The sequence below is a fragment of the Pseudomonas sp. 9.3L genome (assembly GCF_058536285.1).
Window position 1 is genome coordinate 24,698 of sequence record NZ_JBZUBK010000002.1, and the last position, 23,555, is coordinate 48,252.

Here is a 23,555-nt window from a genome sequence, read left to right on the forward strand (position 1 = left end):
TAAAACAGTGATCATGTCTATGCGGAATTTCCTACTGGCCTGCGCAGTTATTGGCTCCTGCGGCGCACATGCACAGGACACCACAAGCCAGGTACAGAATACTCAAGTGCATTCCTCCAATGACAAAGAGATATCCCAGAAGCAGGCTGAACGTTGGGGTTTGTCAGTTGAGGAGTGGGATCGGTATTCCGAACTCATGAAAGGCGCTCGTGGGATCTACTCACCCGGGTTAGACCCTATAGCTGTACTGGGTATAGAAGCGCGGTCCGACGCAGAGCGCGATCGTTTTGCACATTTGCAGGCCGTTGCCGAAACCAAACGGGTTCAGAAAGAGCTTGAGTACCAGCGCGCCTATGACAATGCAGTGGCTGAGCTCAATCGTGGCCAGCAGGTCATTAATCTGCGTCCAGACAAGCCCATGTTTAACGAAAGGCCACCCTCTCTTGAGTCTGAGGTCGAGGGCAATGGACGTCTAGCCTTGTTCGTTAAACCTGATTGCCAGGCCTGCTCTGCTCGTGTCAAAGCTCTACAGCTAAAAGGCACGCCATTCGATATCTATATGCTCGACGACGCCGATAGCGATGACAAGCTGCGCGCCTGGGCGATTGCCTCGGGCATCGAAGCTTCTAAGGTCCGACAAAAAATCATTACCCTCAACCACGATGAGGGTCGCTTGGAGGCTGTTCTAGGAGCATCAGGCACCTCGGTTTCCGCTTCAAATTTCCCAATTGCTCTGCGTAAAACCGGCGGCAAATGGGTGCAGCAGTGACCGCACTGCTTAAGGCCTTCGTGTTGACTTGCTGCTGGGTGACGATGAGCCTTGCTAAGGCAGATGAGCTGCCGCCTCCGGCCTATCAACTTGCTGGATTCACCGCCGGAGTACCCGGAGTCGTTTTGTTCTCTTTAGCGCTTCAGGAGTCCGGTACCAGAATTAAGGACCGGCTACTTCCTTGGCCTTGGACCTTGAATGTTGCCGGCGCTTCGTATCGATTTGCGACTCGCGAAGCAGCTTGCACAGCACTACTGATCGGTATTCGCGAAGCTGGGGCCAAGCGCGTTGATGCCGGCATTGCGCAGGTCAACATCGGCTGGAACGGCCATCATTTCAAAGAGCCTTGCGAAGCGCTTGATCCCTATCGAAACCTGTCGGTCAGTGCCGAGATTCTTAGGGGATGGTACGACCAGACCGGCAACTGGACTGAAGCAGCCGGCAGATACCATCGGCCTGCTGGGGGAGCACCTGCCGCACGCTATCGAACAGCCTTCGACAGTCATTTACGCCGTGTACTCGGCAATGATTCCAATACTCTCTTGGTAGGCAACCCATGAAACGGACCGCTATCTGTCTTGGCTGGACGGCCCTCCTTAAAGCATTTTCGATCACGTGCGCTTTCGGAGCGCTCAAAGTGGTCGACGATGCAGGTGGCGCATCGGCCGAACCGTATTATGAGCAACTGAATCCTGAGCCGGACACCTCACAAGCATCGCAAGCACGACCTCTGTCAGGGCCAGTTACAGAGGCCAACATGCTTCCAGTCCTGTCTCCCAGTATCAGCCCAGGTCAGGTGGTTCGGCGACAGATCAATGCGCCAGGACTGAGACCGTTTTTCATCGTAGGAGACGACGATTTATCACGTGCGTGGCTCATATCGCGTAAGGATGCACTCGTTGCCATGGGGGCCGTAGGCATGGTTGTGAATGTCAAAACGGTCAACGGGTTACAGGCCCTACGCCAGGTGGGTGCCGGCCTGACCATGCTACCGACACCTGGTGGAGATGTAGCCAAACGGTTGTCGTTGGATCACTACCCTGCACTGGTTACATTCCAAAGTATTGAGCAGTAGTCATGACCCTAAAACATCATGCAATCGAAGCGTTGCTACGCCCACCAGTTGAGCTCTGTACGGCCTTTGTGTGCTCATGTTGCGCAGTTGTCAGTGTGGTCTCGCCGTGGGCTATTGCTCTATCTCCAGAGTTTGGATACGCGACTGCAATCGTGATGGTCCTCTTTGGTCTGAAGCGCCTTAGTCAGGGTCTGACCGTTTTGCGGTACCAGCGCAATATTCGTAGGCTGCCACGCTACGAGATGAAAAGCCGTAAGGTGCCGGTGAGTAACAAGCGCCTGTTCATTGGCATGGGCTTCAAGTGGGAGCAGAAACACACCCAGCGTTTGCTGCAGACGTACCGTCCCGAATATCGAGCCTATGTAGAGCCAAAGCCCAGCTATGTGGCCGCACGCCGTCTAGAAGAGCGTATGGAGAAGACTCCGTTCCCCTTCAGCCTGATACCGCGGCTGACCTCGTCCGACTCATGGTTGAATCCGGTGCGTCCGCTACCCCCGGTTGGTGGGTCGCCACGTTTGCACGGAATCGAACCTAACGAGGTCCCGGTTTCCCTGCCCTTGGGCGAGCGTGTAGGGCATTCGCTTGTACTGGGAACGACTCGCGTGGGCAAGACCCGATTAGCCGAGGTTTTCATTACTCAGGACATCAATCGGGGGGAGACAACGATCATTTTCGACCCTAAAGGCGATGCAGACTTGCTCAAGCGCGCCTATGTCGAGGCAGAGCGTGCGGGTCGTCTGGGCGAGTTCTACGTTTTTCACCTGGGCTGGCCGGACATATCGGCACGTTACAACGCTGTAGGTCGCTTTGGGAGGATTTCTGAGGTGGCCAGCCGGGTGGCAGGTCAGTTGCCCAGCCAAGGCAACAGTGCGGCGTTTAAGGAATTCTCCTGGCGGTTCGTGAACATCATTGCACGTGCCTTGAACGAGCTTGGCCAGCGTCCGGATTACATGAAGATCCAGCGTCATGTGATCAACATCGAAGGCCTGTTCCTAGAATATGCGCAGTTGTTCTTTTCCAGGCGCGATCCCAGAGAGTGGGAGAAGGTCATAACGATTGAGGGCAAGCTCAATGAGAAGAATATTCCCTTCAACATGAAGGGCCGGTCGCTGCGCGTGGTCGCGCTCGATGCCTACCTCTCTCAGATTCGGGTCGAAGACCCAGTGATGGACGGCTTGCGTAGCGCTGTGCGTTATGACAAGACCTATTTCGACAAGATCGTAGCGAGCCTGCTGCCGTTGTTGGAAAAGCTCACTACGGGCCGCATGGCTGAGCTCATTTCCCCCAATTATAACGACCTGAACGATCCGCGCCCTATCTTCGACTGGATGCAGATTATCCGTAAGCGCGGGATCGTCTACGTGGGCCTAGATGCCCTATCGGACTCCGAGGTTGCCGCTGCGGTGGGCAACTCGATGTTTTCCGACTTGGTGTCGGTGGCTGGCCATATCTACAAGCATGGCGTGGACGATGGCCTGCCGGGTAGCGATACGGGCACCAAGATCCCAATCAACCTGCACTGTGATGAATTTAACGAGCTTATGGGGGAAGAGTTCATCCCTATGATCAACAAGGGAGGCGGTGCCGGCATTCAGGTGACAGCCTACACCCAAACCCTGAGCGACATTGAGGCCCGAATCGGCAACCGTGCCAAGGCTGGTCAGGTGATTGGTAACTTCAACAACCTATTCATGCTGCGTGTCCGGGAAACAGCCACCGCTGAGCTGCTGACCAACCAGCTGAACAAGGTCGATGTGTACGCCACAACTCAGGTGAGCGGCGCTACCGATACATCGGACCCAACCGGAAACACGGCTTTCACCTCCAACACCCAGGACCGGATTAGCTCGGTCTCGGTCCCGCTGATCGAGCCTTCCCATGTGGTTTCGCTACCTAAGGGGCAGGCCTTTGCTCTGATTGAAGGTGGCAATCTCTGGAAGATTCGCATGCCTCTGCCTGCGGTCGATCCGGATGAAAAGATGCCAAAAGACTTGCAGCACCTGGCCAGTTACATGCGCAGCAACTACTTGGACAGCGGCGAGTGGTGGAACAACACAGGGCCTGTGGGAGGCGCCCAGGACGATCTACCGGCGGACCTTGACCTTGATTTCGAAAGTCCTGCTCCTGTTATGTCCGGATCCCCAACACCCCAAGCCCTCACGGAGGAGAGCCGCGATGATAGATAACCTTCCACAGAAGCTCTGGTTCAGAGTCAAGGTTGCTGGTTCAGAAGCTTTGTACAGCTTATCTCAACTGCTTCAGAGCGAGATCTGTGCGACGTACAGCGGAGCTCTTGATGAGCCTGCGGTGTATGAACGGCTACGCAAGTTGGGGTTTCAACCGGCTTGGATACGACAGAATGGTTCAGTGGCTCTAAGCCTTCAGGATCCTGTCGCAGGAGTCGTTTTGCTGCAGTGCGAAACCATCGCTGTCACGCTCCACTAACAAGGACAAAAATCCCATGGCGGATATGGCAAAGACTGCTGATCGGCAGCAGGTACAGCAAAGTGGCTGGTTCGTCAGCACCCTCACTCTGCCCTTCCGATTCCTGGCGGTTATGTTCGGCTCGCTTTTTATCAGCGTGGTCTTCGAGTGGATTGGGCTGTATTTTTTCTGGGGTGATCAGGGCTGGCAGCACGCGCAAACCATGCTCTGCACAGAGCTGGATTGGCTTTCGGAGGATTTCACCCGCAGCGTGATCGTACATGAGCCCGGAGAAACGGCCTTGTGGATCATCGAAAGTGCCTACAAGCTGTTTTTCGTGGATACCGGTTTTGTCGCCTTTGTTCAGAACCTCTCTGCGACCTACCACGACCAGAGTACCAATGGCCATGGTTGGGACCATAGCATCGGTCACGCCATGGTGTTGGCGGAAGACTACGGGCTTGCAGCGGTGTACACGATCCTGACCTTCCTGGTACGGCTGATTGTGCTGACCTTGACCCTTCCTTTGTTTGGAATGGCCGTCCTGGTCGGTTTTGTCGACGGTTTGGTTCGTCGCGACATACGCCGCTTTGGCGCGGGGCTGGAGTCAGGGTTTCTGTACCATCGAGCGCGAGCCACGATCAAACCGCTAGCAGTGGCCCCCTGGATCATCTACCTCTCCATACCAATCAGCATCAGTCCTATTTTGGTACTTCTGCCGTGCGCGGTCATGCTCGCCGTGTCAGTCAGCATCACCGCAGGCAGCTTCAAGAAGTACTTGTGATGGACCGGAAGTTTTGGACTGTGAAAAACCTGATTTAGAGAGCGAATCTATGCGACTGATCACTGGATTGACGCAAGTAGGGGCGGCCAAGCTTGAAGAGCACTTGGCTCTGAGCGGGAACCAGCAAGAGATTCCTTTCGCTCAGGCTTTACGTGAATTGATTTCAGTTGTGAGTTGGCAGATCAACAGTGCGCGTGCTCATACCGCTTCTGAGCCGTGGTGCTTTGCACTAGGAGTCGCCGGCACTACATACCCGAGATCAGCCCTTGAGCACAAGACCTCGGATTACCGGGAGATCACCCTCAGTTACGAAGAGGCCGATTTTGAAATTGTGAGCTCATCGCTGCCTAGTAATTGATAAGCGTGCAGGTGAACCAGACCTGTGCATCCGGTGAGGCACGCTACCTTTGAGATCCGCTCTCTAGATAGGGATATTCTCAGAATCGTTGCAGCCCCTTTAGGCAGCCTTAAGGAACGCGAGCTGAAGACCCCCTACAGCAGGTCCAGATGTTGCGGCCCGCAACACCCGAGAGTGATCTATGACCCTTCTGTCTATCGAGTACAAGACGATTAATCTTCCAGCCGCCTACGATAGGCGCGAGACAGGTCTGATCAAGAAAAAATATGTCTCCGATTATCAGGCTGCCCTACACAGCGAACTGGCCGGCACGATCGAGGATGCTCTCAACGAGCATGGGAGCTATGGATGGGAGCTTGTAACGGTCGAGCCAGTTTGGCAGTCAGTTGCTCAGGCTAGCGCTGTGCAGAATCAGATTTCAGGAGCGGTGTATGTAGTCCCCGTCGCCTACCTGCTGATAATGAAGCGAACAAAATGTTCTTCGGAATAAATAGGTTGGGTTGCAAATAGCATTGTTTGCGGATGTTTCTTCAAGAGCTTGGCAGGCTGTGTCCAACGGCCAAAGCCAGGATTTAGACGATGAAACATGCTCGGTTACCCCTTCGCGCCAGAGTGATCGCATTGGTGATCACCGCTCTTGCAGGCGGTCAATGTGCCTCAGCTGCAAGCGCGATTGAAGCCGAAAATCTTGAGCTGATCATTCGCCAAATTGACCAGTCGCAGCGCGTTGCACAACGCAGCGCTGAACTGAGTAGCCCAGAAGGCGAACGCTATCACTTCGATTACGAACGTCTGCAGCAAGACCTCGATACGATTCGTAAAGGCTTGCAGACCTATATGACCCCTACCCGTGCTCAGCCACGGGACCCTGGGACACTGTCTGGTCACTACACGCGCACTGGCCCCGTCGCGCCATGACAGCTATGACAGCAGCGCAAAACAGCGCCTTCCAAGCCACAGGTGGCTTTGCACCTTCTGTTGCTTCGAATTTGTTCGTAGGGCTGGTCTTTGTCGCCATTTTTCTTTGGGGAGCATGGGCGGTGCTCTCGGCTTATCGAGGATGGGCAAACCAACGATTGGACAGGGCAGCAGTGGTCACGACAGCTGCTCGATTCATCCTTATTTTTCTTGGCTTGGCATACCTGCTTTTGCAGTGATCTGAAATTTATTGCGTTACAAACCCATGCCGAAGGAGGCATTCCATGAAAGAAGTGATCAGCAGCAATCCTATTACGCGAACTGTAAATGGAGCTCGGAATCTTTCCATCAAAACACTCTTTGCAGCTGCCGGCATCATGTCGTCGATCAGCCCGGCCTTTGCGGTTATGCCTGTTTCTGACGCACCAACTCGCGGTAACGGTTCAGGCATCATGGAAACGCTTAAAAACTATGGATCTGACATCGGCATCTTGCTGGGCCTAGCTTTGGCTACGGTAGCTTTCTTGGTTGTTGCCCACCATTCGGTTGGCTCATACGGGCAAGTGCAAGCAGGCCGTAAAACCTGGGGCGACTTCGGCGCGACTGTGGGTGTAGGCGCGTTGATCCTGGTTCTAGTTATATGGCTGTGCACTCAGGCTGCCGAGATCCTGTGACGGTTCCCTTCAGTTTCTGAGGTTGTTTCTGATGGAAGAGAGCTATGAACCGCTCAGAACCCTAGCAGATGGGACCGTAGATTTTCTTCCCAACCGCCTCAACAGACAACCTGTTGTGGTGATGGGGCTAACAGCGGATGAGCTTTTTTTTGTTGGAGCAGTCTCGGTGGCTATAGGACTGGGTTTGGGCGTCATCCTCGCAATTGTATTTAGCAAAATTGCCCTTGTGCCTACTGCCGGCCTTCTTGTAGGTGCCCTGGGAATCGTGACAGGCGGCCGTATCATGCGCCGCCTGAAACGAGGCCGTCCAGATGAGTGGTTTTACCGAAATCTTCAATGGAAGCTTACCCATCGGTTTCCTGCAATCGCAGGCTGGTTTGGCGGCCGCATTCTCATCAAGCGGTCGGGGATCTGGTTTCATCGTCGAGGCGTCAAATAATGAGCAGAATCCGCAACGACGTCGCCCGATTGGAAGCTCACGTCAAAACCCTACGAGTTGCCTGCATTGTCGCGTGCGGCCTGGCGATAGCAGCCGGCGCTGGATGGTGGCATTCACCCAAAGACCTAACAGTTCATGTACCGCCAGATTTGCGTTCGGGTAGTACCCGGAAGTGGTGGGATATACCACCAGAAAGCGTCTATTCGTTCACTTCCTACATCTTTCAGCAGCTCAATAGCTGGCCGGTGGATGGCAAGCGCGACTACGAAAACAAGATATCCATACTCAAGCAATATTTGACACCCAGCTGCCGGGCCTTCCTGCAAGGGGACTACAAATTTCGCAATGAGAACAACGAACTGAAAGACCGAATCCGTTACGTTTCCGAAATTCCTGGACGCGGCTATTCAGACGATCCTGTTATGCGGGTCAAGCAGCTATCCATGGATTCTTGGCAGGTAAATTTGGACCTGGCCACGAGCGAATACTATGCCTCGGAACCGGTTAAAAAATCCTTTGTGCGGTATCCCGTCAAGGTTGTGCGCATGGATGGCGACGGTGAGATGAACCCGTGGGGGATGGCATTGGACTGTTACACCAGCGCTCCCATGCGCATCACTACCCCGGAACCTGCTGACCTGGCTGCCAAAGGAGATTGAACATGAAACGCGTCCTGCCTGTTTACTCCTGTCTTGTTGCTGCAACAGCCGGACTGATCCTTTCTATTCCAGCGCATGCAGTCGAGATTCTGCGCTGGCAGCGTCTGCCCCTTCCCGTGCCCTTGGTTGTAGGCCAAGAGCGCGTTGTATTCGTCGAAGAGAACGTCCGGGTCGGTGTACCCAACTCCATCAAAGACAAGCTACGTGTGCAGAGCGCTAATGGCGCTATTTACCTCAGAGCTAGTGAGGCAATAGAGCCAACTCGCTTGCAGGTGCAGTCTGAAACCACGGGCGAGCTGATCTTGCTGGATATTGCGGCTAATCCACCTACTGAAGGTAAGGCTGAATTGGAACCGGTCAAGGTTGTTCGAGGCGATGTGGCTAGCACCAAATATGCCAGCGCACCTGTGAGTACAGATGCTAACGAAGCAGATGAGGATGACGATGACGAGCGCGATGCTCGCCCAGAGAAGCGCGCAACACCTGTTCCAGTCGTGCTTACTCGCTACGCCAGCCAATCGCTGTATGCCCCTTTGCGTACGGTAGAGGCAGTGGATGGTATCAGCCAGGCCAACATCAACCCTTCGCTGGATTTGTCAGGGCTTATGCCTACTCAGCCTATCCAGGCGACCGCTCTAGCGTCATGGAAGCTTGATGATTACTGGGTCACTGCAGTGCGGCTCAAAAATCTATCGGCTATGCGCATCACGCTTGATCCTCGAGAGTTGACCGGTGATTTACGTGCGGCCACGTTCCAGCATTCTTATCTGGGAAATCGTGGCAGCGATGCAGATACGACGGTGGCCTACCTGGTTACTCAAGGTCGCGACCTGAGCAAGTCAGTATTGCCATCCATGAGCCCAATTGACCCGTCTGCCAATGTGGGGGGAGCCAAGCATGAGCACTAATAGCGCTAGTGGCTTGCTCAAGTGGATCGTCATCGGAGTTGCCGCAGTGGCAATCTTTATTGGGATCGTCACCCTCAAAAACAAAAGCGATCGCCCTGCTCAGGTGGTGGAAGACAAGCCTCAGCTAACACCCTCGGAGATGAAGACGCTGGGGGTGGAGGGAGATACTTCCAAAGATATTGTTGCAACCCTGGTCGGCCAGGTGAAGGCCATGCGTATCGACCTGAAAACCTTGCAAGGAAGCAATGAAGACTTAGTGAAGGAAAACAAGCGCCTGCGCTCGCGCGAAAGCGACATCGATAATCGTATTGAAAGTGGACTTCGTGACCAGAAGGACAAGCTCCAGGATGACCAGAAAAATCTGTCTCGGGCAACCACAGACGCCAAGTCCATGATGGAGCGCTTCAAAGCTGAAGTAAGCAATTACAAGCAGCCCAATAGCAAGGATATGCCCGTAGGGCTGGGTCTGGACGGCGGTGAGGGTTCAGGCTTCACAGGGAACGGAAGTGGTAGTGGAGACGGGATAACCTGGATAGATCCGTCTGACAAGCGTGAACTTGATGCTTCGCCTGGTCTATCAGGTTCAGGGGGCAAAAAAGTAACCGGATATAGCTTCCCAACCAGTTTTGGCTCAGGTAGCGACAGCACCCAATCGAAGCTGGCAGAGGCAACCACTAAGGTTGGCGGAGCGGAAAAGAAGAAGGTTCGTAAGGTATATACGCTTCCGCAAAACTCAACCCTGATGGGGTCCGTAGCCATGACGGCACTGGTCGGACGTGTACCAATAGACGGCACTGTGAACGACCCCTACCCGTTCAAAGTATTGATCGGTCCTGACAATCTCACTGCCAATGGCATCGATCTGCCAGACGTTGCTGGAGCCGTTGTTTCAGGCAGCGCGACCGGCGATTGGACCCTCTCCTGTGTGCGAGGTCAGGTGCGCAGCATTACCTTCGTATTCAATGATGGCCGGGTAAGAACCTTGCCCGCACCTGAGGATGCCTCCAAGAATAAGGGCAGTGGTAACTCGGAAAATAAAGGCTCAGACCTGGACCAAGTACAGGGCGGTTTGGGTTGGATCAGCGATCAGTACGGTATCCCGTGTGTAGGTGGTGAGCGCAAGAGCAACGCCAATCAGTACATAGGCACCCAGACTCTGATTACAGCTGCAGGCGCCGGTGCAGCCACTATTTTTGGAAATTCTGATAGCAGCGGCAGCTCGACGTCCGTTTTCTCAGGCAGCGGCGGATCGTTTGGTGGCTCGACTACAACTGGTAACCAAGCGGTTCAGCAGATTCTTACAAGTGGCGTAGGCAATGTATCTGACTGGGTGAACAAGCTTTACGGACAAGCGTTTGCGGCTGTGTATGTCCAGCCTGGAGCCAAGGTCTCGATCCACTTGGATAAAGAGCTGCAAATCGACTACGAACTCAAAGGCCGCAAGGTCAAGTACGGCACAGGGGCCCCGCATGTCTCGACTCTGGATTAACCCCACTCTTGGAACCCTGGCGTTGAGCCTGGTGCTGGCTGGTTGCTCAACTACCAAGGATGAGATGCTCCCCCATGGTGACCACACCATGATGGATATCTGGACCCAAGGCACGGGTGGCGGCTCCGGCAGTGTTGGGCAGCTCAAAATGCTCGACGCACGGCAGCAACTGCGTCGGCCGTTGACGGAAGGAGCCGCTGTACAAGACAAAGGCATCGCTGCAGAGGCAGAGCGTAACGACCCAAGTCAATACACTCGCACCGCTCAAAACGAAATCTACAGTCAGTTCCGACGCCTGCCGAACCCGGATTTGGTGATGTACGTGTACCCCCATATGGCCGGCAGTGATCCATCGCCGGTTCCAGGCTATAGCACTGTTTTCCCACTTTACCAGCGGGTCCAATACGCCATGCCAGGCGAGCGGACGGAGGATTATTAATGGGGAGGTTTGAGAAGCTATCATTTTTCAAGCGATTCAAATCAGTACCTGAAACAACTCCTGACGCTGAGAGAGACGTGTGGGAGGATCATGTCGCGAAGTTGGCTGATGCCGGTATCCCTGCTCCCGGTGATGCATTAGATCCGCATGCACGTCCGGCTACAGAGAGCGATCATCGTCGTACATACGACACCCTCCCATCCTTTGTGAAGCTCTTACCCTGGGCGGAATTCCTGCCTGACTCCCAGTGCATGCTGCTTGAGGATGGGGCATCGGTCGCTGCGTTCTATGATCTTTCATCGGTAGGTACCGAAGGCCGCGACGAACACTGGCTTCGTTCGGTAAGGGATGCGCTTGAACGCGCGCTCCAAGACAGCTTTGACGAGCTCGATGAGCACCCATGGGTAGTCCAGTTCTATGCAAGGGACGATACGAACTGGGACCCTTTCACTACAGGTTTGCGGGATTATGTGCAGCCGCGGGCACAAGGTACCGAGTTCAGTGAGGCCTACCTAAGGGACTTTGAGCACCATTTGAAAAGCATCTCGCGCCCAGGTGGGCTGTTCGAGGACACAACTGTCTCACGGTTGCCTTGGCGAGGTCAGATGCGTGAGTGCAGGATGGTCGTCTACCGGCGCTCGGTTGGTGCTGCAGCTCGGCGTGGACAGTCTGCCGAGGAGGAGCTCAACTCAATCTGCGATCGTCTGTCCGGGGGGCTAGCCAATGCCGGCGTATCTGCACGCCGCATGTCCGAGGGTCCGATTCACGACTGGTTGCTGCGTTGGTTTAACCCTGCCCCGACTTTGATCCCTGACAAGGACGAGTTCTACCGTCTTACTTCATATCCAGAGACCACTGAGCCAGGAGAGCTGGAGCTAGCTGCAGGTCGCGACTTTTCCGATCGGCTATTCTTCAATCAGCCAGTATCGGACGTAGACCAAGGCCTCTGGTATTTCGACGGGATGCCTCATCGAGTGGTCATGGTAGATAAGCTGCGCTTGCCCCCTACGACCGGACATCTCACTGGCGAGACCCGTAAGGGTGGTAATGCCATAAATGCCCTGTTCGACCAGATGCCGGAAGATACAACCCTATGCATCACTATGGTAGTGAACCCGCAGGACGTGTTGGAGGCCAAGCTCAACTATCTGGGCAAGAAATCGGTCGGTGACACGCTTGCCTCCGAGAATGCCCGTTCTGATATCCGTCGTGCCCGCACCATCTTGTCGAGCTCTCATAAGCTGTATCAGTGCAGCGTGGGCTTTTTCATCCGAGGCAAAGATGACCGAGAGCTCGATCACCGTACACTCCAGCTGCACAACGTTATGCTTAACAACGGACTGCTGCCGGTGCGCGAGGAAGATGAAGTAGCTCCGCTCAATAGCTATCTGCGCTGGCTACCGGCCTGCTTCGATCCTTCACAAAAAAATGCGGGCTGGTACACCCAGATGATGTTTGCCCAGCACATCGCGAACATGTGCCCGGTGTGGGGCAGAAGCACTGGGACAGGTCATCCTGGATTCACGCTCTTTAACCGAGGTGGTGGGCCGGTCACGTTTGACCCGCTCAATCCCCTTGATCGGCAAATGAATGCTCATCTGTTCCTATTTGGCCCAACTGGTGCCGGCAAGTCAGCAACGCTCAACACTCTCCTCCACCAGGCCGTCGCGATCTACCGGCCTCGGCTGTTTATCGTGGAAGCGGGCAATAGCTTTGGTCTCACGGGTGACTTCTTCGCTCGTATGGGCTTGACAGTACACCGGGTCAAGCTGGCTCCAGGTTCGGGTATCAGCCTGGCTCCGTTTGCCGATGCACGCCGGTTGGTGGCACCTGACGTACTGGCCACACTGGACATTGATGGTGACGAAGAGGATGTAGTCACCAAGCCTACAGCAGCTATGCCTGGCATGTCTGACGCTGACGCTGACGATGATGAGGAACGGGACATCCTGGGCGAGCTTGAGATTACCGCACGCCTGATGATCACTGGCGGTGAGACCAAGGAAGAAGCCCGCATGTCACGTGCGGACCGCAGCATGATCCGTCAGTGCATTATCAACGCTGCCAAGGTATGTGAAGCTAAAGCTAGTACGGTCCTGACGCAGGACGTGAGGGACGCTCTGCGCTCTATGGGCCGCGATGAGGAACTCACCGAGAACCGTCGCAATCGCCTACTTGAAATGGCAGACGCTATGGATATGTTCTGCCAAGGCGCCGATGGTGACGTATTTAACCGTGCCGGCACTCCATGGCCTGAAGCGGACGTTACCATCGTAGATTTGGCGACCTATGCTCGCGAAGGCTACAACGCGCAGCTTTCAATCTCGTACATCTCACTGATCAACACCGTGAACAACATCGCGGAGCGCGACCAGTACAAGGGCCGCCCGCTGATCAACGTGACCGACGAAGGCCACATCATCACTAAGAATTCCTTGCTCTGCCCCTATGTGGTGAAGATCACGAAGATGTGGCGGAAGCTAGGCGCCTGGTTCTGGCTGGCTACTCAGAACATCGACGATCTGCCGCCTGAAGCTGCGCCAATGCTGAACATGATCGAGTGGTGGATCTGCTTGAGCATGCCGCCTGATGAAGTTGCCAAGATTTCCCGCTTTCGTGAGCTCAACGATGCTCAGAAGGCCCTGATGCTTTCGGCGCGCAAGGAAAAGCACAAGTTCGCGGAAGGTGTGGTGCTTTCCAAATCCATGGAAATGCTATTCCGGACAGTCCCGCCGAGCCTGTATCTCGCCTTGGCTATGACTGAACCGGAGGAGAAGAACGAGCGGTACCGGATCATGAATGAGCACGGTTGTTCGGAGCTTGATGCCGCCATCATCATGGCTGAAAAAATTGACCGCGCCCGGGGCCTAGAAATCCTGAGCCGGGGGAAAAACGAAAATAAGGAAGCGCTTCAATGAGTCGAGCAATGAACAACGTTACCCAGGAACTGATCGATACGCTGGTTGACCTGCTAAAAACGCATCCCGCCGCTGCATTGCAGACGCTTACAGTCGGTGCGCCGGCCTTGATCGAGTCGCTTGAGGCAGTGAAGCTCCGAGCAGTTGACCGGCGGGAGATGAGCACCAATCTGCAGCTTAAAATAGCCCAATGGCTCAAGACCTTCCCGCAGTCTGAGGTTGCTCACAAAGCACTGCTGAGCTTGCCAGCAGAGCTGGATTTGCCAGAAGTTGTAGTGCCATCTAGCTTGCCAAGCCGCCATGTCCTGGCTGTCTGAACGGGCGATCTCAGCTATACGCGGTGGTGAGAGGACAAGTTTTTTCAGTGAGCTATGAGTCATGGCTGGTGTTGGCCCGCTCTAGGCCATAGCCGGCCACCGCAAGCGGCATCCAATACCATGCTCGAATAAATGGTATTGGATGGAAATCGTATTGTTTGCTGCGCTTGCTCACTGAATGTTTTTGACTAGTGCCCGTGCCTTACACCACAGGTTCTAGACTAATGCCCCTCCCCTTTGCTATTTGCCCCGCTCGCTGCGCGCTTGCAATGCTTCCGTTGATATTGGGCATCACTTCACATGCGGCAGCCGACACCGTGGTGGTGACAGACAGCCACAACCCTGTCAAAAGCTCGGTAGGTGTGAGGGTGATCTATCTGGATAACCCCGAAATTATCCAGCGCCAGTTATCAACCGGTTTGCCTGTTGACCCGCAGCTGGCCTCACTTGAAGTGAAGCGGCGAATGTCCGGAGATCGCGGTGATGCGATAAATAGAAAGCTACGTGAGGCTCACCAAGGTGTTGCTGATGCGTGGAGCTGGGGTGTGAAGAAAATACCCGCAGTGGTCATCGATGGACAGTATGTGGTGTATGGCAATGCCGATGTCACCCGAGCGCAGGCTTTGGTAGATGACTTCCGCGCACGCGAGGGCCAATGATCATGACTATGGCCCGCTTCTGTAGGGTACCTAGATCATTGATTCTAGCTACCCTTGCGCTTTCTACGCCGGCATTTGCACTACAGTCCGCAACAATCATCCCGTCTGCAATATCACCCGATTGCCTCGAATACAGAGTCGTAGGTATCTGCTATTGGCTGCTTTGCACGCCTTTTGGCTGCAAGGTCAAGACTTCTGCCAAGGTACGCCATTTCATTCCAGAAGCAGTGGTATCTAGCTACGGGGTGACCGGCCAAAACCCATGGACCGAAGTAGCTGCGTATGGTTTGCCTAATGCCTCAGCACAAGATGGGGGCAGCGGCACGACCAATATCAAGCATGAAAATGAGATGAGCATCTTCAAAAATGTGGACGTCATAGGACATCCAGCAACACTCCTCAGTGCAGCTGCCAGTGGCACCGGCTATGTATGTAAAAGCGCAGCTAAACCGTATATGCCCTATTTTTTAAGCACGTTGGATAGCCTAGCTTGGCGAAATAGCATTCCAGAAATGGCCTACCCCCAAGCGATCATTCCTGGTCAACGTGAGGTAGGCAATCTGCTATTGGGAACTACCTGGGGCAACGTCTATCCGCGTGATGGTTTTCTGCATCAGGTGGATGAGTACAAAGCAGCTGCTGTCATGGCTCAACGCAGTGCAGATGTGGTCACGCGCATTGCTCAACCGCATGTCTACGTCCCTATCACAGCTGCCCCCCAAGACGGATATTGGCCCCCAGGACCAGTCACTGAAGGCGATATAACGAATCACAAATGGCAGGAGCTCAAGCCTAGCTTGAGTTCTACGTGTGCAGTCTTCCCCAATATGAATGCAGATGCTCAGGCCGAGGATGGTGCATACGCTTGGGCGCTTTGGCGTCCTTACAGTTGTTGCAAACGTGCTGGACAAACGTTTTTGGGCAGCACTGATTTTGCCGGTACCGGTTCGTGAGATATGGGGCTAACGCAGTGGGAGTCAGTATGAAGGTCAAAAAACTACGGCCACTCGGTTGTGCCTTGATCACGGTATTGGTGCTTCTGGACGGAGTGGGCCATGCCCAAGCTGCACAGAACAATTACGGATATGAGGCATCAGGTAACGTGATCGATGACTACGTGCTTTACAACGTTGGCGGGGGCAGCGCAGTCGCGATGGGTAAGTCTGGTAGCCCTCGTAGCCTTGGTGTCGGGGTAGGCTGGAATAGCAACCTCATGTGCGGAAACATGAGCTTGACTTCTACGCTGCAAAACCAGCTAAACGGTGCAACGTCCGGCTTCCAGACGATCATGAGCAATGTCATTCAAAGTGCGACCGGGGCAGTCGCTTCACTCCCTGCCCTCATCATTCAGCGCGCTAACCCAGCGCTTTACAACCTGCTCTCAAACGGAATTCTGCAAGCCCGGGTAGACTTTGATCGAAGCCAGCTCACATGCCGTTCTATGGGCGAGAAAATGGCGAACGCTGCTTCTGAGCAGATGGGTTGGACTCAGATTGCTCAAGGCCAGGCGATGAAGCAATCGGTAGACGCCACAGGAGGAGACGCGGTTGCTAGCGTTACCCAAGCCGATGCGACTGGGGGCGACGTAGGAGTGCCTTGGATAGGAGGGACTTTTGCAGGTGGGAGCAACCAGCAGCCCATTCGTATCGTCGCGGATGTCACTAAGGCCGGCTACAACCTTCTTCATGATCGAGCGGTTGACGACACGTCTCCTATCAGCGAATCCGATTGTGATGAGGGCCTGATTTGCGGCACTTGGGCCTCACCTGAGGCCGCCACCAGTTTTGCTGTCCGGGTCTTAGGAGAGGAAGAACAACGCACGTGCAGGGATTGCACGCGAACAACCACTAGGCCAGGTGTTGGATTAACGCCGCTGATTCAGGAGTCGTATGAGACAAAGCTCGAGGATCTACGTGATCTCATAAAGGGCAATACCAATCCCACCCTGTCCAACTTACGAAAGGCTGGCACTAGCTCAGTACCAATCACCCGACGTCTGATTGAGGCCCTCAGGACGGATGATGATCAAGATGTGTTATCACGCCGGCTAGCCTCCGAAGTCGCTCTAACAGATGTCGTCGAGCGCGGCCTTTTGCTGGGTCGAGTACTCCAGGCTGGAGCCCGCGAGCCAAACGCAACCAGTATCAGTAATGCGGTAACTGCGACCGAAAAGCAACAGCAGGTGCTCCAGCAGGAATTGGGTAATTTGAAGCAGGAACTGGATATGCGGAATTCGCTCGCCGGCAACGCTGCAAAACAAATCATTGAGCGTAGTCGTGAACGAAGGGAAAACAGCCGCGGGGTCTTCCAAGGCGACCCCATACCTGATCGTGTTCACCAGCTCGAAAAAGGAACGTCCCAGCAATGAACCCGTTCAAGGCTTTAGCTAAGCGCTCCTTCTGGAAAATTGCTGGCGCAGTGCTTTTGATCAGCTTTGTAGGGCTAGCTGCTCATCAATTGGGTACGAGCTTATTGAGTGACACGAAGCACTGGGACACATCACGCCAGCAGGCCTACCCGTATTTTCTCGCGTGGCGAATGATGCTGTACATCAGCCTAGGCGCTTTGTGGGCCTGGTTGCGCAAACGCGTACTTGCTCGTGATCCTTCAGCAGATGCGGCGGCAAGACTTACAAGGATTCAGTACGCCATGATCATTACCATCCTGGTGTTTGAGCTGATGCAGCTAACCAGATTCTAGGAGTAGGTATGACGCTCTATACGACGGATTATCTTGAATACTACCTAACCCTTGTGGGTTGGATCGTGAGCAACGGTGTATGGAACACGCTGCTTGATACGGGCGTATTTGCTCTACCTTTCTTTATTATCATCCTGCAAGAGTGGATACGAGCACGAGCGGAAGGCGCTGATGAAGGTAACAAAGGTGTGCTTTCAGCATTGCGTATCGAAAACCGTGTGTGGCTAGCAGTAGTTGTGCTGCTTTTCGCGGAGCTTCCGCTGATCACGATCAACGTCTCTACTATCAATTTTGACAATTCCAGGTCGACGCAGTGCCAGACCTACACCCCAGTAGGGCCTGCTCCTGCCAAAACCGGCTGGGGAGCATCTTTCACAGAGCTAGGAGGGCAGAGTGCAAAGGTGCCAATCTGGTGGTTTGGGATGCATGCTCTGTCTAAAGCTTTCACCAGCAGTGCAGTGGCCGGTATTCCCTGCAGCACAGACCTCAGACAGATGCGCATGGAGGTGAGTGAAACCAGGATAGACGACCCTGTTCTCGGACAAGAGATCGCAGATTTTACACGCGACTGCTACGCCCCAGCCCGCGCGAAACTATTTCAGACACGACCTGAAATGGATGAGGAAACTGCTTACGATGCCAGCTGGATAGGTTCGAAGATGTTCTTGGAAGGCGATGACTTCTACGGTTCATTCCATTCCAACTCCCCAAGAGCCGACTTCCCATATGACTCAGCGAGAGATGCTGGATTTGCGCAGGTGGCTAGCGGGGGAGGTTACCCAACATGCAATGACTGGTGGTCAAACAGTAGCTCCGGCCTTCGTGCTCGAGTGCTCGGAAAAGTTGAGCCCTCGCTACTCCAAAGATTTGGCCAGTGGGCATCTGTGCTGTCACAGGATGACGTTAACAATTCCATCCTTAGGTCGGTTGTGGCGCCTCAGCAGCAAATGATGACCAAGGGCCAGGTGTATGCTGATTACGGCGGGCAGATTGACGCCACCGCAGCTAATGGAGTGACCCGCGCAGCGAGCGATTTAGGGCTATCGGTCGGTTCAATCGTTCAGTTCCCTGCGATGGACAAGGTTCGTCAAGCGTTGCCTATGGTGTTGAGCTTCCTGAAAACGGCGATGGTGATCTGCCTTCCTTTAATACTGGTATTCGGGACGTATGGCCTGAAAACGTTGATGACGCTCACCATCGTCTACTTCGCAATGTATTTTGTAGAGTTCTGGTTTGAGCTGGCCCGGTGGATGGACTCGACGATCATCGATGCCCTATACGGGATGAATACACCCCATTTCTCATTGAACCCGCTGATGGGCTGGAATAACGCGATGGGGGACATGCTCGTGAACTGGGTGATGGCTGCTATGTTCATCGTGCTGCCAATATTCTGGATGGGCGCACTCAGTTGGGCCGGAATCGCCGCTGGGAACGCTTTAGCTGGGCTAAGCGGTGCAACACAGGACGCTCAGCGGGCTGGAGGCCAAGTCGCAAGTATGGCTACCAATGCCGCACTGAAAAAATAGACCCAGGCTTAACGTCACTCACCTGAGTCAACGCGATAGCCCCTTGCGTACTCCCCAAACCCCTGGGGCCCCATTTCCCAATTTGGGCCCTTGGATTCGAAGTCCATCAATTCATGCTCAAGGCCGTCAGCAGGCGGCCTGGTAACTAACGAGTGTAAGAAGAGCGCACCGGCCAGAGTAACCAGAATCCAATAACTGGTGTAAAGCACCATCGCAACGGCGGAACAAGCTAGTAGGAATGTAAGACCCCGCACTATGGCCGAGGGCACACCAATGCTGGTGAGTTTGAGGCCTGCCCGTCGATTCACTCTCACTAAGCTTCGAAGCGCACGCCCCATGGCATGACCGAGCTTCGCTGAAACGGGCTCGTTGGATTTGCTAGTCATTGCTTTCTCCAGAAGTCAAGTCTCACGCCTGTATGATCCAAGAATAGCCTCCACGGATACCCTTTGCCACTAAAGATTGATAAAATACATTATCAAGCTATTTATTGGCTAACAGTCCGCTGGCTTTTGCGAGGGCAACTCATGGACATCCAGGTGAGTCCGACGAATGGTATTACACCTCTGGCTGAACGCCGGCTCACAGCTGTCGAGTTCCAGAGCCTGGCAGAGGTGCCCCATGCAGGGGTCTGGTTTGCCAACATTACCAACCCTTGCACTCGTAGGGCCTACCAGGCCGATGTCGAGGATTTTTCTTCCTTTATAGGTATCCAGCGGCCAGATGAGCTTCGACAGGTTACCCGTGCTCATGTCTTAGCTTGGCGGGCAATGCTGGAGCAGCGGGGGCTCTCTACTAGCACCATCCGTAGGAAGCTTTCGTCTATCGCGTCCTTGTTTGATTACCTCTGCGAATCAAATGCAATAGCAGGTAATCCGGTTGATGGGGTTAAGCGGCCCAAAGCTAACTCCTGCGAGGGCACAACTCCTGCGATCAGCGATCACCAGGCCCGCGCATTGCTCGATGCTCCAGACGTGGTAAGCGTAATAGGCCTGCGCGACCGCGCCCTTTTGGCAGTACTTTTGTTTCATGGATTGCGCCGTGCAGAGGCCTGCGCACTGCGGCTGCAAGATGTTCATGAGCGTCGCGGCGTTAAGCATTTAAGAGTACTGGGTAAAGGCTCAAAGATTCGGTACCTACCACTACACCCTGTTGCAGCGCAGCGAATTTATTCTTATATAGAATCCCTTGGGCAGGAATCCTCAGGTGAAACTCCTCTGTTTTGCGGACTGAGAGGCCGCAAAACTATATCGGGAGGACTAACTCCTGACGGCGTTTACAAAATCGTATGCAAGTATGCTAAAAAAGTTGGTATTGAAGCGCTCGGTTTAGGAGTTCATGGTTTGAGGGCGACCGCTGCGACTAATGCCCTGGAACATGACGCGGATCTTAAGCGAGTACAAAATTGGCTGGGTCATGCGAACGTTTCTACTACAGTGATCTACGATCGTCGAGATAGTCGTCCCGAAGATTCGCCAACCTTTAAAGTAAAATACTGATAATTAATCGCAGGACAATATAGGCAACAAATGAGATTAAATCATTACACTTCCATCGGTATATTCCAAACTATTTCAAGATCAGCTTTGACACGTGGCGATTATTTCGCTGAAAATCATAGTATTTATCCGGCAATTTGGTTCACTACGAGCGACAGTGCTGAGGGTCACGGATTGCCTGATGGTTCGGAATTTAGCGAGGTGGAGCTAGGTATACTGGAAAAGCGGGGAGAAAATCCAAAAAATAATTTCAGTACAAACAAGCGGTCGGTAAAAATAGTTGTAGATGGTACGAAGCTTAGGAAGTTTAGTAAAAAAAGACCTAGTTCCGGAGGATTGATATCATTTGTGGAATTTAGCAAATTCCTTAACGAGTCCCCCGAGTACAGACGTAAGCTCGCAGTGCGTGGTTATTACACCAACTTGCCGGAAGTCTCTAATGCAGAGATACTGCGTTTGAGTAAAGATTTGAAAACTAAAGAAAAAACTTGGTATGTCTATCTAGGTGAAGATATTTCTTTAGATAAAATTTCTGCGGTGGAAGGCTTCGCAAATGGCCAGTATTCATCATTTAATTTCGACATCCATGCACGGCCAGCCCTTATTGAGTCTGGATTTTTTCCTCTATCTCAAAAAATTTACGAAGAATTAGCTGAGCTTTGGGGGTCACAGCCACGCTTACAGTACCCTGTGGCCTCTTGCATTTGTAGAAGCCCGGGGGAAAATCCATGTGTCCAGTTTCTGAACCACAAAAACGCGTGGAGGATTTCTATTAACAACCCCGCCGTTGTCCCAGATCCCGGTAACAGGGTTCCGTCAAATGTCAGTGATTATGTGAAAGTGATAGAAAGGCATCAATCGGCGTTGATGCAGCTTTGGGAAGAAGCCGTAGAGTCTTACTACTCCTTCTACCCAGAAAAAAGGGGTAGCTCTACCTCTGACAAATAGTCGAGGATGAATATAACCTTTTCCCTTGATTTCGAAAGCGGAAAAGGAAAAGGTAACAGGCAAAGGAACGGCTAAAGGGGGTAATGGAATGGGGCTCAAAGGTAAGAGCCCTACCCTCAAAGGGAAGGCCTATCATTCTCGACGTTAGTAACAATAGGATTTGAGATGCTGAACTGGAGTTTATTCAAAAAGGGAAGTGCAAAAGCGCCAGGGACAGCAGCACTCCCCGCAGGCTATATCGCCTATAAATCAGCCGCATCTTTGCTAGATACTCCACGGCGCAAGCGCTTGATAGAGAATATCTGGCACAGAACCTCAGTGTCTAAAGCGCAATTCAACAAAATTTACTACGAGCCTATCTGTCGCTATGTTGAGCTGGTACAGCTGCTCCCAGCTTCTGAAAATCATCATCATGCTTACCTAGGAGGCATGATTGATCATGGTTTGGAAATCATCGCGTATGCGCTGAAAATACGGCAGTCTTACGTACTTCCTATTGGCAGCACCGCTGAGCAGCAGAGCTCTCAGTCAGAAGCATGGTCAGCAGGCGTTGCGTTTTCTGCGTTACTGCACGATATCGGTAAAATAGCTGTAGATGTGTCCGTCCAGCTCAAAAGTGGAAAAACGTGGCGTGCTTGGCACGGTCCGATGAACGAAGATTATCGATTCGAATACGTGAAAGGCCGCAAATATAATCTGCACGGTGCTGCAGCCGGTCTTTTATTCAATAAAATCTTGCTGCCAGATCAGTTGGATTGGTTGGCCCAGTACCGTGAACTATGGTCATCGATGCTATTCGTTCTGGCCGGTCAATCAGAGCATGCTGGAGTCCTTGCGGATATAGTACAGGCTGCCGACCAGGCTTCAGTAGCTAGTGAACTAGGAGGTAATCCAGATCGCGCAATCGCTGCTCCGAAGAATACTATTCAGAAGCAATTGATTGAGGGCCTGCGTTACCTCATCAAGAATGAACTGAAACTGAACCAGCCTGAAGCTTCCGATGGATGGTACTGTAATGACGCAGTGTGGCTAGTTAGCAAAACTGTTTCTGACAGACTACGGGCTCATATGCTTTCAACAGGCGCTGAAGGCGTTCCTGATCGTAATGCGACATTGTTTAATATTTTGCAAGACAATAGCATTATTGTTGTCAATTCATCGGGCAAGGCAATTTGGGAAGCCGATGTTGCGAGCCCGTCTGGATGGAAGCATTCATTTACCTTCTTGCGAGTATCACCCAACATAATCTGGTTGGCAGGCGAGGATCGTCCAGAATCATTTGCTGGAACAGTTACTCCCACAACAAAGGCACAACCAGAGCCAACCGAGGAAAACTCATCCAAAAATGATATCGCCAAGACAGTGGTGTCCACTGCCATGCCGATACAGGCTTCCTCTCCAGCTACTGAACCAGTGCCCGGTGTGCCTGCTCAAGACGATATTGACGACTTGCTAAATATTTTCGATTTCGATCGTTCAGCCAATAATGATTCTGGGGCAGTGCTATTACCTCCTCCACCAGTAATCAATGATCCTTATGATCTTGTGGGTGAAGCTCCGGTCCAAGCTGAGGCTGTTGATACTGTACCAGGTTTTGAAATCCATGATGAGCTGCAGCCAGGTGAAACACTGGGTCACCAATTCATGCATTGGCTTAAGATGGGTATAGGTACACATAAGATTATAATTAATGATGTTAAAGCGAAGGTTCACACTGTTGAAGGTACAGGTTTTATTGTCACCCCTGGAATATTTAGACGATATGTTCAAGAGCATCCACAGTTGTTTAATAAGGCTGGGACAGATAATGATCAAGCTTGGTCTACCGTTCAAAAGTCCTTTGAAAAACTTAAAGCGAACGTGAAAAAAAGTAATGGATTGAATATATGGACATGTACTGTCGTAGGTGCACGCAAGTCTGGCCAACTGAAAGGCTACTTGCTGAAACGTCCGACCGATATTTTCACTACAGAAATGATGGACAATCCGAGCTTGGTTTTGGTTAAGGAAACCACATGATTATGCTGCTGTACCTTAAATCCCTAAAAT

At 53.0% G+C, this 23,555-nt stretch carries 26 protein-coding genes; 25 read left to right on the forward strand and 1 reads right to left on the reverse strand.

All coding sequences use genetic code 11. The features are described 5' to 3' along the window. Positions 1 to 13: 13 nt before the first annotated feature. The 22 genes from AC4LE2_RS21265 (at position 14) to AC4LE2_RS21370 (ending at position 19,059) form a co-directional block, all read left to right on the forward strand. Complete coding sequence (locus AC4LE2_RS21265) at positions 14 to 769, forward strand: TIGR03759 family integrating conjugative element protein (RefSeq protein ID WP_491828233.1); 756 nt, start codon at positions 14 to 16, stop codon at positions 767 to 769. Beyond that, positions 754 to 1,329: a lysozyme family protein gene (locus AC4LE2_RS21270; RefSeq protein ID WP_491828234.1), complete on the forward strand. Its 576-nt coding sequence runs from the start codon at positions 754 to 756 to the stop codon at positions 1,327 to 1,329. The genes AC4LE2_RS21265 and AC4LE2_RS21270 overlap by 16 nt, the downstream gene beginning before the upstream one ends. Beyond that, positions 1,326 to 1,844 (forward strand): integrating conjugative element protein, encoded by a 519-nt coding sequence (locus tag AC4LE2_RS21275; protein WP_491828235.1) that lies wholly within the window; start codon positions 1,326 to 1,328, stop codon positions 1,842 to 1,844. Before AC4LE2_RS21270 ends, AC4LE2_RS21275 begins: the two co-directional genes overlap by 4 nt. 2 nt (positions 1,845 to 1,846) lie before the next feature. Beyond that, entirely contained in the window at positions 1,847 to 4,030 is a 2,184-nt protein-coding gene (gene traD, locus AC4LE2_RS21280; protein ID WP_491828236.1) for a type IV conjugative transfer system coupling protein TraD, read from the forward strand. Positions 4,031 to 4,305: 275 nt separating this feature from the next. After that, positions 4,306 to 5,052 (forward strand): TIGR03747 family integrating conjugative element membrane protein, encoded by a 747-nt coding sequence (locus AC4LE2_RS21285; RefSeq protein WP_491828237.1) that lies wholly within the window; start codon positions 4,306 to 4,308, stop codon positions 5,050 to 5,052. Between the two features lie 49 nt (positions 5,053 to 5,101). Beyond that, positions 5,102 to 5,410: a hypothetical protein gene (locus AC4LE2_RS21290; protein ID WP_491828238.1), complete on the forward strand. Its 309-nt coding sequence runs from the start codon at positions 5,102 to 5,104 to the stop codon at positions 5,408 to 5,410. Between the two features lie 181 nt (positions 5,411 to 5,591). Further along, positions 5,592 to 5,900, forward strand: coding sequence for a DUF4177 domain-containing protein (locus AC4LE2_RS21295; RefSeq protein WP_491828239.1), 309 nt, complete (start codon positions 5,592 to 5,594; stop codon positions 5,898 to 5,900). Positions 5,901 to 5,989: 89 nt separating this feature from the next. Further along, positions 5,990 to 6,328 (forward strand): integrative conjugative element protein, RAQPRD family, encoded by a 339-nt coding sequence (locus tag AC4LE2_RS21300; RefSeq protein WP_491828240.1) that lies wholly within the window; start codon positions 5,990 to 5,992, stop codon positions 6,326 to 6,328. Positions 6,329 to 6,333: 5 nt separating this feature from the next. Further along, the gene (locus tag AC4LE2_RS21305) at positions 6,334 to 6,567 is read left to right on the forward strand and encodes a TIGR03758 family integrating conjugative element protein (RefSeq protein ID WP_491828241.1); all 234 of its coding nucleotides are present in this window, start codon (positions 6,334 to 6,336) and stop codon (positions 6,565 to 6,567) included. 45 nt (positions 6,568 to 6,612) lie between these two features. Next, on the forward strand, positions 6,613 to 7,002 hold the full coding sequence (locus AC4LE2_RS21310; protein WP_491828242.1) for a TIGR03745 family integrating conjugative element membrane protein: 390 nt from the start codon (positions 6,613 to 6,615) through the stop codon (positions 7,000 to 7,002). 31 nt (positions 7,003 to 7,033) lie between these two features. After that, a complete protein-coding gene (locus tag AC4LE2_RS21315) occupies positions 7,034 to 7,441 on the forward strand; it encodes a TIGR03750 family conjugal transfer protein (protein WP_491828243.1) in 408 nt (135 codons plus the stop codon). Further along, positions 7,441 to 8,100 (forward strand): PFL_4703 family integrating conjugative element protein, encoded by a 660-nt coding sequence (locus tag AC4LE2_RS21320; RefSeq protein ID WP_491828244.1) that lies wholly within the window; start codon positions 7,441 to 7,443, stop codon positions 8,098 to 8,100. The genes AC4LE2_RS21315 and AC4LE2_RS21320 overlap by 1 nt, the downstream gene beginning before the upstream one ends. A gap of 2 nt (positions 8,101 to 8,102) precedes the next feature. Continuing rightward, complete coding sequence (locus tag AC4LE2_RS21325) at positions 8,103 to 9,008, forward strand: TIGR03749 family integrating conjugative element protein (protein ID WP_491828245.1); 906 nt, start codon at positions 8,103 to 8,105, stop codon at positions 9,006 to 9,008. After that, entirely contained in the window at positions 8,998 to 10,497 is a 1,500-nt protein-coding gene (locus AC4LE2_RS21330; RefSeq protein WP_491828246.1) for a TIGR03752 family integrating conjugative element protein, read from the forward strand. Before AC4LE2_RS21325 ends, AC4LE2_RS21330 begins: the two co-directional genes overlap by 11 nt. Continuing rightward, positions 10,478 to 10,936: a TIGR03751 family conjugal transfer lipoprotein gene (locus AC4LE2_RS21335; protein WP_491828247.1), complete on the forward strand. Its 459-nt coding sequence runs from the start codon at positions 10,478 to 10,480 to the stop codon at positions 10,934 to 10,936. The genes AC4LE2_RS21330 and AC4LE2_RS21335 overlap by 20 nt, the downstream gene beginning before the upstream one ends. Further along, on the forward strand, positions 10,936 to 13,854 hold the full coding sequence (locus tag AC4LE2_RS21340; protein WP_491828248.1) for a conjugative transfer ATPase: 2,919 nt from the start codon (positions 10,936 to 10,938) through the stop codon (positions 13,852 to 13,854). The genes AC4LE2_RS21335 and AC4LE2_RS21340 overlap by 1 nt, the downstream gene beginning before the upstream one ends. Positions 13,855 to 13,862: 8 nt before the next feature. Then, positions 13,863 to 14,171 carry a hypothetical protein gene (locus tag AC4LE2_RS21345; protein WP_491828249.1) on the forward strand — a complete coding sequence of 103 codons (309 nt, stop codon included), beginning with the start codon at positions 13,863 to 13,865 and terminating at the stop codon, positions 14,169 to 14,171. Between the two features lie 224 nt (positions 14,172 to 14,395). After that, a complete protein-coding gene (locus tag AC4LE2_RS21350; RefSeq protein WP_491828250.1) occupies positions 14,396 to 14,830 on the forward strand; it encodes a TIGR03757 family integrating conjugative element protein in 435 nt (144 codons plus the stop codon). 2 nt (positions 14,831 to 14,832) lie between these two features. Continuing rightward, positions 14,833 to 15,783, forward strand: coding sequence for a TIGR03756 family integrating conjugative element protein (locus AC4LE2_RS21355; RefSeq protein WP_491828251.1), 951 nt, complete (start codon positions 14,833 to 14,835; stop codon positions 15,781 to 15,783). A gap of 29 nt (positions 15,784 to 15,812) precedes the next feature. After that, the gene (locus AC4LE2_RS21360; RefSeq protein ID WP_491828252.1) at positions 15,813 to 17,198 is read left to right on the forward strand and encodes an integrating conjugative element protein; all 1,386 of its coding nucleotides are present in this window, start codon (positions 15,813 to 15,815) and stop codon (positions 17,196 to 17,198) included. Continuing rightward, positions 17,195 to 17,530, forward strand: coding sequence for a hypothetical protein (locus AC4LE2_RS21365; RefSeq protein WP_491828253.1), 336 nt, complete (start codon positions 17,195 to 17,197; stop codon positions 17,528 to 17,530). Before AC4LE2_RS21360 ends, AC4LE2_RS21365 begins: the two co-directional genes overlap by 4 nt. A gap of 8 nt (positions 17,531 to 17,538) precedes the next feature. After that, positions 17,539 to 19,059, forward strand: a complete 1,521-nt coding sequence (locus AC4LE2_RS21370; protein ID WP_491828254.1) for a conjugal transfer protein TraG N-terminal domain-containing protein — start codon at positions 17,539 to 17,541, stop codon at positions 19,057 to 19,059. 14 nt (positions 19,060 to 19,073) lie between these two features. On the opposite strand, the gene AC4LE2_RS21375 is transcribed toward AC4LE2_RS21370, so the two are convergent. Continuing rightward, complete coding sequence (locus tag AC4LE2_RS21375; protein ID WP_491828255.1) at positions 19,074 to 19,445, reverse strand: DUF3742 family protein; 372 nt, start codon at positions 19,443 to 19,445, stop codon at positions 19,074 to 19,076. 141 nt (positions 19,446 to 19,586) lie between these two features. Between AC4LE2_RS21375 and AC4LE2_RS21380 the strand changes: the two genes are divergently transcribed. From AC4LE2_RS21380 to mobH, 3 genes are all read left to right on the forward strand, one after another. Then, the gene (locus tag AC4LE2_RS21380) at positions 19,587 to 20,558 is read left to right on the forward strand and encodes a tyrosine-type recombinase/integrase (protein ID WP_491828283.1); all 972 of its coding nucleotides are present in this window, start codon (positions 19,587 to 19,589) and stop codon (positions 20,556 to 20,558) included. A 30-nt stretch (positions 20,559 to 20,588) separates the two neighbouring features. Continuing rightward, the gene (locus AC4LE2_RS21385; protein ID WP_491828256.1) at positions 20,589 to 21,506 is read left to right on the forward strand and encodes a hypothetical protein; all 918 of its coding nucleotides are present in this window, start codon (positions 20,589 to 20,591) and stop codon (positions 21,504 to 21,506) included. A gap of 165 nt (positions 21,507 to 21,671) precedes the next feature. Next, positions 21,672 to 23,525, forward strand: a complete 1,854-nt coding sequence (gene mobH / locus AC4LE2_RS21390) for a MobH family relaxase (protein ID WP_491828257.1) — start codon at positions 21,672 to 21,674, stop codon at positions 23,523 to 23,525. Positions 23,526 to 23,555 lie beyond the last annotated feature (30 nt).